At 69.1% G+C, this 15349-nt stretch carries 2 protein-coding genes; both read left to right on the top strand.

All coding sequences use genetic code 11. The features are described from left to right. A partial coding sequence (locus KDH83_RS23650; RefSeq protein WP_212320420.1) for a ShlB/FhaC/HecB family hemolysin secretion/activation protein occupies nt 1–1477 on the top strand: 1477 nt, incomplete at its 5' end. Nucleotides 1478–1501: 24 nt separating this feature from the next. After that, the coding region (locus KDH83_RS23655) for a filamentous hemagglutinin N-terminal domain-containing protein (RefSeq protein WP_212320421.1) at nt 1502–15349 on the top strand (13848 nt) is incomplete at its 3' end.

Consider the following 15349-nt stretch of genomic DNA (forward strand, 5'->3'; position numbering starts at 1 on the left):
GCTGAATTTCACGCTGTCGGACATGCGCATCGAAGGCGTGACCCGCTATGGCGCCGACACGCTGCGGCCGCTCTACCAGGGCCTGCTGGGCAAGACGATCACCGTGGCCGACGCCTTCAAGGTGGCCAACGACATCGAGCTGCGCTACCGCAACGACGGCTACGTCACCACCCGCGTCATCGTGCCGGAACAGACCATCGATGACGGCCGCTTCCGCATCCTGGTGGTCGAGGGCTATATCGCCGAGGTCAAGTACGACGGCGATATCGGCCCGGCGCAGGCCGCGGTCGAGAAGCTGGTGCGGCGCCTGCGCGGCGTGCGCCCCATCAACCTGGCCGAAGTCGAGCGCCAGCTGCTGCTGGCCAACGACCTGAACGGCCTGACCGTGCGCGCCTCGCTGGAGGCCTCGCCCACAGAAATGGGCGGCTCGGTGCTGGTGGTACGCAGCGAGCGCAAGCCGGTCGACGCGCGCCTGGGCTTCGACAACCGCGCCTCGCCCTATCTGGGCTGGAGCGAAATGACCAGCCAGGTCACGATCAACTCGTTCGGCGGACGCGCCGACAGCCTGACGCTGACCGGTCGCCTGGGCTTTCCGGCCTACCGCAGCAAGGCCATCGGCGCCAACTACGACATGCTGGTGAGCGACAGCGGCATGACCCTGGGCCTGGCCGCCAGCTACGCCAAGAGCGAGCCCGGCCGCGACCTGGCGCTGCTGAACGTCGCCAGCGACGTGCAGGCCTACTCGGCCACCCTCACCTATCCGCTGATCCGCTCGCGCCTGGAGAACCTGCGCGCCTTCGGCATGCTGGACGTGCGCAACGTCGCCACCGACATCACCGACGCGCCGTTCACGCGCGACCGCCTGCGCGTGCTGCGCCTGGGCCTGAGCTACGACCGCACCGACAGCTGGAACGGCATCACCGCCGTGCGCGGCACCGTGCACCAGGGCCTGGACGCCATGGGCTCCTCGCGCGAGGGGTCCGATCTGGCGTCGCGCGCCAAGGGCCGCCCCGACTTCCTGAAGTTCACCGCCGAGCTGACCCGCCTGCAGCAGCTGTCCGAGCGCTTCAGCCTGGTGGCGACCTTCGCCGGCCAGTACAGCGCCAGCCCGCTGCTGGCCAGCGAGGAATTCGCGCTGGGCGGGCCCAACTTCGGCCGCGGCTACGACGACGGCGAGATGTCCGCCGATTCCGGCGTGGCCGCCGCGCTGGAACTGCGCTACGCCGTGTCTTCCGACCGCTTCCTGCCGCAGGGCGCGCACGTCTACACCTTCGTGGACGGCGGCCATATCTGGTCGCGCGCCGCCAGCGCGCAGCTGACGCGCGCCAAGCTTTCCTCCTACGGCGCGGGCATGCGCGCCAACCTGTCCAAGAACCTGTACGCCACCGTCGAAGTGGCCAAGCCCATGTGTTCCGACGTCCTGGCCCAGGGCAACAAAAATCCCCGCGTGTTCTTCAGCCTCTCGGCCCAGTACTAATCCGCGACAGAAAAGCGACCGACCATGAATCGTCAATCCCGCAGCCTCGCCCAACCCGCCCGCCGTCCGTCCCTGAAGAAGACCCCGCCCCTGCCCGCGCTCAGCACGCTGGCCATGGTGATCGGCTCCCTGGTCTCGGGCGCCGCGCATGCCAACCCCACCGGCGGCAACGTGGTGGCGGGTTCCGCCACCATCAACAATCGCGGCAACGGCACGCTGGACATCAACCAGTCGAGTGGCAAGGCCATCATCAACTGGAAAGAATTCAGCATCGGCGCCAACGAGACGGTCAACTTCCGCCAGCCGGGCAGCAACAGCGTCACGCTGAACCGCGTGGTCGGCAATGACCCCTCGGCCATCTTCGGCCGGCTCAACGCCAACGGCACGGTGATGCTGGTCAACCCGAACGGCGTGGTGTTCGGCAAGGGCGCGCGCGTGGACGTGGGCGGCCTGGTCGCCACCACCGCCAACATCAGCGACCGGGACTTCCTGGCCGGCAAGTACAAGTTCGATCAGGCCTCGCCCAAGGCGGGCGCCATGATCGTCAACGAAGGCACGATCAGCATCAAGGACAGCGGCCTGGCGGCGCTGGTGGCGCCGGCGGTGCGCAACTCGGGCGTGATCGAGGCCAAGCTGGGCCGCGTGGCCCTGGCCGGCGCCAAGACCGTCACGGTCGACTTCCACGGCGACGGCCTGCTGAGCTTCGACGCCACGTCCACCGTCAATGAACTGCCCAAGGACGCCAACGGCAAGCCGGTGGCGGCGCTGGTCGCCAACAGCGGCGAGATCCGCGCCGACGGCGGCACCGTGCTGATGACGGCGCGCGCCGTCAAGGGCGTGATCGACAACGTCGTCAACACCGACGGCATCGTCAGCGCCAGGGCCGTGGGCACGAAGAACGGCAAGATCGTCCTGTCCGGCGGCGATGCCGGCACGGTCAGGATCGCCGGCACCGTCGACGCCACGGGCGCCGGCGCGGGCGAGCGCGGCGGCAAGGTCGTCGCGACCGGCGAACACGTGGACGTGGCGCGCGGCGCTGCCATCGACGTGTCGGGCGCGGCCGGCGGCGGCGAGATCGCGCTGGGCAGCCTGGGCGTGGCCCCCGACGACGGCTCGGCGGCGTTCAGCGGCAAGTCGTCCACCGTCAAGGTGGCGGCCGGCGCCACGCTCAAGGCCGACGCGCTGGTCAACGGCAAGGGCGGCAACGTCACGATGTGGTCCAACGAGGCCACCGCCTTCGCCGGCAGCCTGTCGGCGCGCGGCGGCAAGGACGGCGGCGACGGCGGCTTCGCCGAAGTCTCCAGCAAGAAGAACATCGGCCTGACCGGCTCGGCCGACCTGCGCGCGCCCAAGGGCAAGACCGGCCTGCTGCTGATCGACCCGACCGACCTGCGCATCGTCGATTCCGCCAACGGCACCGGCTCGCAGGACGGCAACGCGGCCGACGGCACCGTCAACGGCGGCGATGCCAACACGGCCAACAACACCGTGTCGCGCGGCCTGCTGGAAAGCCTGGCCGGCACCACCAACATCAAGCTGGAAGCCACCGGCCAGATCACGGTCGCGGACATGGCCGCGATCAACCTGAAGACCACGGCCGGTCACAGCTTCACGATGCGCTCGACCCAGACGGGCGGCATCCGCTTCGAGAATTCGAATACCGAGATCAGCACCCAGGGCGGCTCCATCACGCTGGAGGCGCTGGGCGTGGGCAGCACGCTGGACAATATCGGCAAGCTGACCAGCCGAGGCGGCGCGATCACGCTGAACGCCACCGGCGACATCAACCTGGCCAACCTGATCGATGCCGGCGGCGGCGCCGCCGTGGTCCGCACCAGCGCCGGCTCGATCCGCAACACCGGCGGCGCCAACCAGGTCGTGGCCGGCAACACCGTCAAGCTGGACGCCAGCGGCGGCAACATCGGCGACGCGGCCGGCGCCGTCAACACCCGCAGCGCCCAGCTGTCGCTGGCGACCGGCGGCAACCTGGTCGTGGCCAATGACCAGGCGCTGACCTCGCTGGACATCACCAGCCGCCACGCCAAGCCGGGCATCAACCACAGCTTCCAGATCACCTCGCAGGGGCTGGATTTCTCGTTGCAGGACAACGGCGGCTATCAGCTGAACACGGTGACGCAGCCTGGCCTGAACTTCTCGTTCACCGGCGACCGCAGCATCACCGTGGGCGCCATCGAGCTCGGCGCCGGCGCGCTGGCGCTGAAGTCGACGGCCGGCCACATCCTCGGCACGCCCGCCTCGCAGCTCAACGCCGGCAGCATCTCGCTCGCCGCCCTGGGCAGCGACGGCAAGAACGGCGCGATCGGCTCGTCGACCCAGGCGCTGAACACGCAGAGCACCGCGCTGACGGCCGCCAGCGGCAGCGGCGGCATCTACCTGAACAACGCCGGCCCGACGACCCTGAAGGCGATCGAGACCACCGGCGAACTGGTCGCGCAGACCACCGGCCACCTGACGCTTGGCGCCATCAAGGCCGGCACGTCCGCCACGCTGGTCTCGACCTACGGCAACATCCTGGATGACGGCGCCGATGCCACCATCGTGTCCGCGCCCTCGCTGACGCTGTCGGCGCTGAGCGGCACCATCGGCACCGGCGCGCGCCGCCTGCAGACCAACGCCAGCACGCTGTCCGCCAAATCCAGCGCGGGCGTGTACCTGGACAGCGCCAGCAACAACCTGACCATTACCGAGGCGCAGGCGAACAACGCCGCGATCGAGATCAGCGGCGCGGGCAGCGTCTCGGCCAACAGCGTCAGTTCCGGCGGCGGCGCCATCAACCTGACCGGCAACGGCATCGCCACCGGCCAGGTCAATGCCGGCGCCGGCAACGTCACCCTGACCGCGCGTGCCGGCAGCATCACCGGCACGGACGCCTCGCTGATCACCGGCAACGTCGTCACCCTGCTGGCCCCGACCAACAGCTTCGCCTATACCGTGGGCCAGATGGGCACCTACCTGCGCACGGCGGCGGGTGAGCTGCGCGCCCAGGGCGGCAGCATCTACATCAACCAGGCCACGGGCTCGGTGCTGCTGAACGACCTGAAGGCCAGCAGCGGCATCTACGTCACCGGCGCGGCCAACCTGACCGCCAACATGCTGAACGCCGGCAACGGCGCGCTCTCGCTCAATGCCATCGGCGGCAGCATCCTGCGCGCCAATGCCAACAGCGCGCTGGCGGGCGCCAACATCCAGCTGCTGGCGCAGCAGGGCGTGGGTACGGCCAGCGATCCGATCAAGACGGCCGCCACCGGCCTGACCCTGACCAGCGGCGGCGACATCTATGTCGACAACCCGGGCAAGACGCTGAGCTTCCTGACGGTCATCAACACGCACGCCGACCCCAGCCGTCGCAACACGCTGCAGATCACCGCGCCGTTCCTGAAATTCAACGTCATCGACGACCTGGGCACCGCCTATGAGCTGAAGCAGGTCTACAGCTCGCTGCTGGGACAGTTCACGTTCAGCGGCGACCAGAGCCTGAAGCTGGGCGACATCCGCGCCACCGGTGGCGTCACGCTGACCTCGACCCTGGGCAGCATCCTGGACGACGGTATCGCCGATACCCGCGTCACCGCCCCCACCGTCACGCTGCGGGCCAACCAGGATATCGGCACCAGCGGCAACCGTGTCCTGGTCAACGCGACCGACCTGACGCTGGATACGCGCGGCAACCTCTACGCGACCAGCATCTCCGACCTCGATTCGCTGACGCTGAACGCGCGCCACAAGGACGAGAACGATCGCTACACGCTGAGCGTGCGAGCGCCGTCGCTGCTGTTCAACATCACCGATGATGTCGGCGGCCACACCATCCACGAAGTCCGCGACAGCAACGCGCTGCGCTTCACCTTCACCGGCGACCGCGACATCACCGTCGGCAGCATCGATGCCGGCAGCAATGGCACCATCACCCTGAACGCCGCCGGCAACCTGCGCGACGACAACGACAAGCAGACCCGGCTGCTGGCCAACTCGGTCTACCTGAACGCCGGCAAGGCGGTTGGCGCCGCCGGCAACGGCCACCTGGACATCCTGACCAGCGATCTTGGCGGCTCGGCGGGCGATGGCGGTTTCTACGTCCAGCTGCCGCATGCGGCCGGCGTCAGCAACTACACCAGCCTGATCACGCTGGGCCAGATCTCGGCCACCGGCACCGTGCAGATCGATGCGCGGCAGGGCGACCTGCTGCTGTCCAGCCAGATCCGCTCCACCCAGGGCAACGTCGCGCTGAACGCGGCCAACGGCTCCATCCTCAGTAACGGCAACGGCAGCGTGAGCGCCGGCGGCAACGACATCCTGCTGACGGCCGCGGGCTCGATCGGCGGCAAGTACCAGGGCAACGTCGTCTATGTCGGCGTTGGCGCCCTGGACACGGGCATGGGACCCGGCCCGGACGTCGTCAAGGTCCAGGCCATCGCCGGCACCGACATCTATCTGGATGGCGGCGGCAGCAGCATCTCGCTGGCGCGCCTGGACGCGGCGGCGGGCCTGATCGACTACACCCAATATGCCGGCACGACCACGGTCGGCAGCGTGCGGGCCGGCACCACGGCCACCCTGAACAACTTCGGCGGCTCGATCCTGGACGACGGCGATGCCTCGACCCTGATCCGCGCCGGCAGCATCAGCCTGATGTCGGGCGACGCCATCGGCGCCCCCGGCGCCGCGCTCACCCTGCAGGCGCCCGACGTCAGCCTGAGCAGCGTCGGCGGCATCGCCATCGACAGCACGGTCGGCCTCTCGCGCCTGAACATCACGCGCAACGGCGACACCAGCGCCAGCTATGCGATCACGGCGCCCAACCTGACGGCCTTCACGCTGACCGATGACGCCAGCGGCATCCGCCTGCAGAACATCGGCAGCGCCACCAACCTGGACTTCGGTTTCACGTCCAACGGCAGGAGCCTGCTGGTCGGCAACATCGACACGGGCGCCAACGGCAAGGTCAGCCTGAGCAGCGACCAGAGCATCGTCAACGACGACCCCGCCAACCGCGGCGTCATCCGCGCCGGGACGGTGGCGCTGAGCTCGGGCTGGAACGGCAACATCGGCGCGGCCGGCACGGGCGGCGCGATCGCCCTGTCCGGCACGTCGGCGCTCGCTCTCACGGCGGTCAACAATATCTACGTCGCCAGCGACACGGTCCTGCGCAGCCTGTCCATCGACAGCCAGAAGACCATGGGCAGCAGCGTCTTCGACATCACGGGCGGCGCCGGCCAGACCATCCGCATCAGCGACAACGGCACCACGCAATACCTGGAGCAGATCACCGGCGGACTGACCGACTTCAGCTTCAGCGGCCGCAGGAACATCCAGGTCGGCGCCATCACCGCCACCAACTCGGTCACCCTGAAAACCCTGGGCGGCGGAGTCAATTCCGGCATCACCAGCGACGCCGGCACGGGCCGCATCACGTCCAACACGGTCACGCTGTCGACCCTGGGTTACGACAGCGTTGGCGCCCGCAACGCCAATACCGGCGCCATCGGCTCCAGCGGCCAGGCATTGCGCGTCAGCGCCAGCAACCTGGCGATCAGCAACAACGGCAACATCTATCTGAACAACGGCGGCCAGGCGCTGAACAGCCTGAACCTGAACCTGACGCACCGCGACTCCTACAACCTCACCAATTTCGCCCCCAACACCTATTCGTTCGGCGGCATGGGGGGCCAGTCGCTGACCATGTCCGGCACGGTCAATCTGACGATCGGCGCCAACATGAGCGGCGCGGCGCTGACCATCGACACCGATACCGCCATCACGGCCAACGCCATCAATACCGGCACGGGCTCGGTGTCGCTGACGTCGCGGTACGCCAACAACGATCTGGCGCCGACCATCGGCGGCTCGGGTCTGATCACCGGCAACAGCGTCAGCCTCAGCGCGTTGGGCATGAACGGCAGCGTATCGGCGCAGACCAACGCCGCCAATCTGTCGATCGCCTCGGCCGGCAACGTGGCCGTCAACAACAGCCGGCAGCTGGACTCGCTGTCGCTGACGGCCAACCACCGCAGCAGCAGCGGCGCCACCGTCAACACGTACAACGTCACCGCCAGCGGCTTGAACGCCTTCACGCTGGTCGATTCGGTCGACGCCAAGGGACTGACGCTCAACGACATCCGCACCGCCGGCAACCTTGCGCTGACGGTCGCGTCGGACCGCTCGCTGACGGTCAACAACGTCGTCACCGGCGCGGGCGGCTCGGTCACGCTCACCACCAATGGCACCATCTACGGCAACAGCGCCAGCCCCAGCGCCCCCAACATCACGACCGGCGGACTGACGCTCAATGCCAGCTCGGTCACCGGCACCTACAACACCCCCCAGCCGCTGTACGTCAGCGTCGACACGCTGTCGTCGAACGTGCAGCGCAACCTGGCGCTGTCGAACAACAAGACCCTGACGCTGCTGAACAACAGCGCTGGCAGCTCGGCGCAGATCAGCGCGACCAGCGGCTCGATCCTGCAGGGCGCCGGCAGCTTCGTCAGCCCGATCCTGGTCTTGAGCGCCGCGCAGTCCATCGGCGCCGCCGGCAACGCGGTGCTGACCGACACGCGCCAGCTGATCACGCAGACCGGCAAGGACCTGTACCTCAACAACGCCAGCGACCTGTTCTCGCTGAACATCACCGCCAATCACGCCAACGGCGCCCTGGACAATGTGCTGCAGGTCGCGTCCCAGGGCCTGACGTTCAACGTCACCGATGCCGGCGCCTACCGGGTCGCCAACGTCAGCGATGCCACCGGCCTGCACTTCTCGTTCTCCGGCGACCGCACGATCTACGTCGGCAACGTCGATACCGGCCCCGCGCACAACGTGCTGCTCAGCGCCACCGGCATCAACAGCAATATCTACAACCTGTCGCCCGCCTCGCACATCACCGGCGACACCATCGCGCTGAGCGCCGGCGGCCAGATCGGCGCGGCCCCCGGCGGCAGCGCCTCGTCGATCCACACCACGACCAGCGAGCTTGCGCTCACGGCGGGCAGCCACATCTATGTGGACAACGACCGCGACCTGGCCAGCCTGTCGCTGACCGCCACCGGCTCGTCGCCCGCCACCTACAAGATCCTGTCGAACGAATTGCTGTTCGACGTGGCCCACGACGGCAGCCGCCTGCTGGTCAACCAGATCCGCGACAACACCGGCCTGAACCTCACGCTGACCAGCGATGTCGGCCAGGACATCGGCAGCATCGACACGCAGGCGACCGGCGCCGTCCGCCTGATCAGCAACGGCAGCATCCTGGGCAACGCCGACGACAGCCAGCGCATCACCGCCGGCCGGGTCGATCTCGTCACCCGCGGCGCCTCGGGCGCCATCGGCGCCGTCGGCCGCGAGATCAACCTGTCCGCGCCGGTGCTCAGCGTCGAGAACATCGGCGACGTCTACATCGACTCGGACACGCACATCGACGCGCTGTCGCTGAACGCCAAGGGCAACAATGCGCGCAGCTACCTGATCCAGTCGCCGGCGCGCGGCGGCGGCAACATGGTGTTCCAGGCATCGGATGCCGGCAGCGGCAGCAGCGCCGGCCTGGTGCTGACCAATGTGCAGGATGCCGGCGGCCTGAACCTGAACGTCAGCAGCGACCGCAGCATCACCGTCGGCCAGATCAACGCGGGCTACGACAACGTCGTGCTGACGTCGCGCGCGGGCTCGCTGCTGGGCGACGGCAACAGCAGCACCAAGATCGACGCCGCATCCCTGTCGCTGCAGGCCGAAGGCTCCATCGGCGCGCCGGGCAACGGCAACGCCATCGACACCCGCGTCAGCACGCTGAAGGGCAATGCCAACACGGGCGGCGCCTACATCACGGTGGAAGGCAACACCTCCCTGCCGAACCTGTCGGCGGCCGGCGCCAGCTCCATCAGCAATACGGTCGGTGACATCGAGCTGGGTTCGGTCGACGTCAAGGGCAACGCCTTCACCGTCAACAACACCGGCGGCTCCATCCTGAGCGGCACGATCGCCAACGCCACCACCGTCAACCTGACGGCGAACGGCTCGATCGGCAACCAGAGCGCCATCCGGACCATAGCCCAGAACAACGGCACCACCACGGTCACGCTCAGCGCCGTCAAGACCGACCGGGCCGACGGCAGCATCGCGCTGAGCGAAACCTATGGCCTGCAGGCCGCGTCGGTGTCCGCCAGCGGCGGTATCAACCTGACGGCCGACACCGCCAGCAACGGCCGCGACCTGACGGTGGGCACCATCACGTCCGCCAACGGCGCGGTCACGCTGTCGACGCAGCGCGGCAACATCGTCGGCATCGACAACAACAACCGGGTCACCGGCGACAGCGTCAGCCTGACGGCCAACTATGGCACGGGCAGCCAGATCGGCACCTCGGGCGTCCGCCTGCATCTGAACACCCAGAAGCTGAACCTGGCCACGCCGGGCAGCATCTATGTCGACAACATCGCCGACCTGAGCGACCTGACCATCAACCGCTACAACGCCCAGGGCATCAACCTGGGCAGCGCCGGCGCCCTGTCCATCGGCGCGCAGAACCTGACGTTCGTCGGCTCCGACAGCGGCAATATCACCACGCTGACCACGGTGCGCGACACCACCGGCCTGAACTTCACCTACCAGGCCGTCGGCGCGATCAGGCTGGACAACATCGACGTCACGCAGAACGGCTCGGTGTCCCTGTCGACCACCCCGTACCGCAGCATCGGCGGCTCCATCCAGGGCGTGAACGGATCCTCCAAGATCGTCGCCGGCGACCTGGCGCTGTCCACCTCGTCGGGCGACACGCCCAACGCCATCGGCTCGGCCGGCAACGCCCTGAACACCCAGGTCAAGAACATTTCCGCCAACGCCTCCGGCGGCATCTGGCTGAAACAGGACGGCTCGATCAACCTGGGCAATCTGCGGGCGGGCGGCGATCTGTCGGTCACCACCATCAACGGTGACATCCTGATCGGCGCGGTGAGCTACGGCAGCACCAGCACCCTGACCCTGAATGCCCAGGCCGGCAGCATCCTGTCCGGCGGCGGCACGCTCTCGGGCTCGGGCAGCGGCGCCATCACGCTGACCGCGCGCGACGGCATCGGCACCCGCGACGCGGCGATCAAGGTCGCCGTGCCCAACAGCCCCCTGTCCGCCACCGTCACCGGCAACGGCTCGCTCTACCTGGACAGCACCAGCAGCCTGCAGGGCGGCCTGACGACCTCGGTCAACAATGGCGAGACGCGCATCACGTCGGCCGGCAACATCAAGCTGACCAGCGTGACCTCGGGCACCGACGCGGCCGGCAACGACATTTCCGTCAAGACCACGACGGGCAACATCACGGTCAAGAACGTGCAGGCCGGCGCCACCCAGGGCCAGGTCACGCTCAACGCCGAGAACGGCTCGATCCTGGCCGACAGCGCCGGCGGCACCATCAAGGCCTACGGCGTGGCCCTGAACGGCAGCAACGGCATCGGCGCCAGCAACGGCCGCATCAACGCGACCGGCCAGCGCGTCGAAGCCGCCACCAACGGCGCCATGTATCTGGCGGCGGACAACAACGCCGTCTACTCGTACCTGTCGGGCAACGTCATCGACATCCTCGCCGCCGGCAACCTGCAGATCGCCAATGCCGTCGCCGCCAATGGCAACGGCACCATCAAGGTCGTCGGCAACGGCGCCAACAGCCAGCTGGTCGCGGGCAACATCAACGCCGGCGCCGGCAGCGTGAACCTCGACTTCAGCAAGGCCGGCAGCAGCATCGTCGACGACCGCGAGGAATCCACCCGCATCATCGGCGACAGCGTCACGCTCAAGGCCGCCGCGGGCCTGGGCGGCGCGGCCGGCTCCGCCGACAACATCCAGACCACCGCCGCCACCCTCACGGCCCAGGTCACCGGCAACGGCGCGATCTACCTGGACGACAACCGCGCGGCCGGCACCACGCTGGCCTCGATCAACACCCAGAACGGCGCCATCGGCATCACCACGGCCGGCCCCACGCGGGTCAACAGCGCCGTCAGCAACACCAGCTCGGCGGCCAACGGCATCTCGATCGCCACCAGCAACGGCGACCTGACGGTCAACGTCGTCAACGCCCAGCAGGGCGGCGATGTCGTCCTGAAGGCGGCCGGCTCCATCCTGGGCGCCGCGTCGACCAACCTGGTCACCGGCAACGGCCTGACGGCCATCGCCGGCGGCAGCATCGGCTCGGCCACGAATCTGACCAGCGGCACGGGCGGCATCGCCCTGCGCACCGATGTCGGATCGCTGGACACGCTGTCCACCGCCGCCGACGGCGCCGTCATCGTGCTCAACAACGCGGGCAGCCGCAGCCTCACGGTGAACAACGGCAACGTCAAGCAGACGGGCGCGAACAGCTCCGCCTACCTCACGACGGCCGGCAACCTGGACGCCAGCGCGGGCATGAGCGGCACGGCGGACAACCTGCTGCTGTCCGCGGGCGGCAAGCTGATGGTGGCCGCCGCCGGCGTTCAGGCCAACAACAGCGTCACCCTGATCGGCACGCAGGACGTGCTCGCCGCCGGCGCCACGCCGCGCACGATCAAGGTCAAGACCGGCACGCTGACGTTCGCCAGCGGCGCGATCGGCGGCAACACCACCCTGACGACCGAAGTCGGCAGGGTCTATGCCAGCCTGACCGGCCCGTTCGCGCCGGCCAGCCTGACGCTGAACAACACCGGCGCGCTGCTGGCCTCGGTGAGCACGCTCACCGGCAACATCAGCGTCAACGCCACCGGCACGCTGAACGCCTCGGCCTCGGCCGCCGGCAACAACCGCAGCATCGCGCTGAGCTCGCAACACGGCGACGTGGAAGTCACCCACGTAAGCGTCCACCCCCTCAACGGCACCATCATCCTGAGCGCCGCCGAGGGTTCGCTGGTGGGCCTGGGCGCCGACCTGACCGCCAACAGCCTGGAACTGACCAGCAAGTACGGCATCGGCACGCGGGACGCCCATTTCTCGACCTCGGCCACCAATCTCAAGGCCGAAGTCACCGGCGCCGGCGACATCTACGTGGACGGCACCGACACCTTGACGCTGGACCGCATCGCCACGGCCGACGGCAACATCAGCATCGCCGCCAACGGCAACATGATCAGCGCCGTCGGCCTGTCCGCCGGCAACAGCGGCGCCAACGGCCATGTCACGCTGAGCTCCGGCACCGGCTACGTCACGGTCAACCATGACATCGCCAGCAACCAGGCCAACAACCTCACGGTGAACGGCACGACGATCTTGATGGCCGGCGGCGTCGACACCGCCGGCAGCCAGCGCTACACCGGCAACGCCACGTTCAGCGGCGACCTGACCGGCAAATCCATCGATGTCACCGGCAACGTCACGCTGTCCGACGCCAAGCGCACCCTGACCGCCAACGGCGCCGGCGGCGGCGTCGCCATCTCCGGCACGCTGAACGGCGACGGCGAGCAGGCGGTGATCGTCGCCGAGCACGGCGACGTCACGCTGGGCGGCAACGCCAGCAATCTGGCCAGCCTGACCATCACCGGCGCCAACATCGATCTGCGGCAGGTCGCCACGACCGGCGCCCAGCAGTACAACGGCGCCACCACGCTGCGCGGCGCGTACACGACGGCCAACGGCGGCTTCGGCGTCGATGGCGCCACCACGCTGGGCAGCGCCGTCAACGTGTCCACCGGCAGCGGCGCGGTCGCGTTCACCGGCCAGGTCACGGGCGCCAACGCGCTGACCGTCGCCACCACCGGCGCCACCACCTACGGCGGCGCGGTCGACATCGGTTCGCTGCAGCAGACCGGCATGGGCGACACCGTCATCAACGGCGGCCGGATCGTCACTGCCGGCGCGCAGGACTATGCCGGCCATGTCTCGCTGGGCGGCGATACGCTGTTGGCCGGCACCCGCGTCAACCTGGGCAACGGCGTCGACGGCGCCCACGCGCTGGAGATCGACGGCGACGCCACGCTGACCGGCGCCATCGGCGCCAGCGCCAGGCTGGCCAGCCTGACCGTCGACGGCGCCGCCACGCTGAACGCGGGCAGCATCGCCACCACGGGCAACCAGCGCTACAAGGGCGCCGTCACGCTGGGCGGCAATCACACGCTGAGCACGGCCGCCGGCGGCGTGGCCTTCGACGGCGCGCTGACCGGCGCGCGCGACCTGCGCGTCGTATCGACCGCCGGCGGCGACGTCAGCTTCAACACCGTGGGCAACGCCGGGCAGCGCCTGGGCAACGTGGCGGTCGACACCGCCGGCACGACCGCTTTCAACGGCGCGGTCTACGCCGCCTCGGTGCAGACCGACAGCCCCGGCTTCGTGACCATCAAGGGCGACCGCATCGACACGACCGGCATCCAGTCGTTCGGCGAACAGGTCACCCTGACCGGCAACGTCATGCTCAAGGGCAGCGTCATCACGCTGGCCCAGGGCGCGAACTCGACCGACGAACAGCAGGGCCTGGCCATCCAGGGCGATGCCGTGATCAACGGCCCGGTCGGCGCCGACAGCCGCCTGGCCTACCTGACCGTCGACGGCGACGCCTCGCTGGGCGGCGGCACGATCAAGACGGTGGGCGAGCAAACCTACCAGGGCAAGGTCTGGCTGGCCGATGCCACGCAGATCAGCACCGGCAACGGCAACGTGACGTTCAACGGCACGGTCGCCAGCCTGGCCCCCCACACCAGCGACCTGACGGTGAGCAGCGGCAGCGGCGACGTGCGCTTCGGCGACGCCGTGGGCGATGCCGCCACCGGCCGCCTGGGCGCGCTGACCGTCAACAGCGGCGGCACCACCACGCTGGAGAAGGCGGTGTATGCGGCCTCGGTCACGACCGATGCGGGCGGCACCGTGGTCATCAACGGCGGCCGGGTCGACACCACCGGCGCGCAGTCCTATGGCGACCGCGCCCTGTTCGGCGCCGACACCGTGCTCAAGGGCAGCAGCGTCGGCCTGCTGGGCGGCGGCGACGGCGCGCACGCGTTGACCATCGACGGCGATGCCGTGCTGAAGGGCCCGTTCGGCGCCCAGGACACGCTCGCCAACCTGACGGTCAAGGGCGATGCCACCCTCGGCGCGGGCAGCATCTCGACGCGCGGCGAGCAGTCGTATCAAGGCAAGGTCACGCTGGGCGGCGACGTCGCGGTGACCAGCCGCGAAGGCGACATCCGCTTCAATGGCGCGGTCGACGGCGGCCATGGCCTGACCGTGGTCGCGGACCAGGGCAAGGTCGACTTCGCGGGCCCGGTCGGCCAGGGCTCGCGCCTGGGCGACCTGAAGATCAGCGCCGCTGGCGACATCGTCCTGGACGGCCCGGTCCGCGCCGCGTCGGCGCAGACCGGCGGCCAGGGCGATCTGCGGATCAACGGCGGTTCGATCGACACCACCGGCGCGCAGCAATACAACCAGCACGTGACGCTGGGCGGCCCCGACACCACGCTGACCGGCACGGACGTGCGCCTGAAGGCTGGCGTGGACGGCACCGACCCGTACCAGCAAGGCCTGGTCATCGCCGGCAACGCCGACATCCAGGGCGACGTGGGCGGCATCACGCCGCTGCGCGACCTGCGCATCACGGGCACCACCACCATGGGCCCAGGCAAGGTCCAGACCGCCGGCGACCAGGTCTACGGCGGCGCGGTGACGCTGACGGGCGACCGCGAGCTGACCAGCAAGACCGGCTCGGTCGTGCTGGGCAGCACGCTGGACGGCGGCCAGGGCAGCAACCTTGCCATCGACGCCGGCAAGAGCGTGCAGGTCGCGGGCGATGCCACCGGCCTGGGCGCGCTGACCCTGCGCGCCGTGGACACCATCGTGTTCAACGGCGACGTCAGCGCCTACCGCGTGCAGCAGCTGGAGGCCAAGTCGGCCAGCTACAACGGCGCGGTGCGCGCC

This window comes from Achromobacter sp. Marseille-Q0513, from assembly GCF_018195695.1.
Classification (GTDB): Bacteria; Pseudomonadota; Gammaproteobacteria; order Burkholderiales; family Burkholderiaceae_B; genus Achromobacter.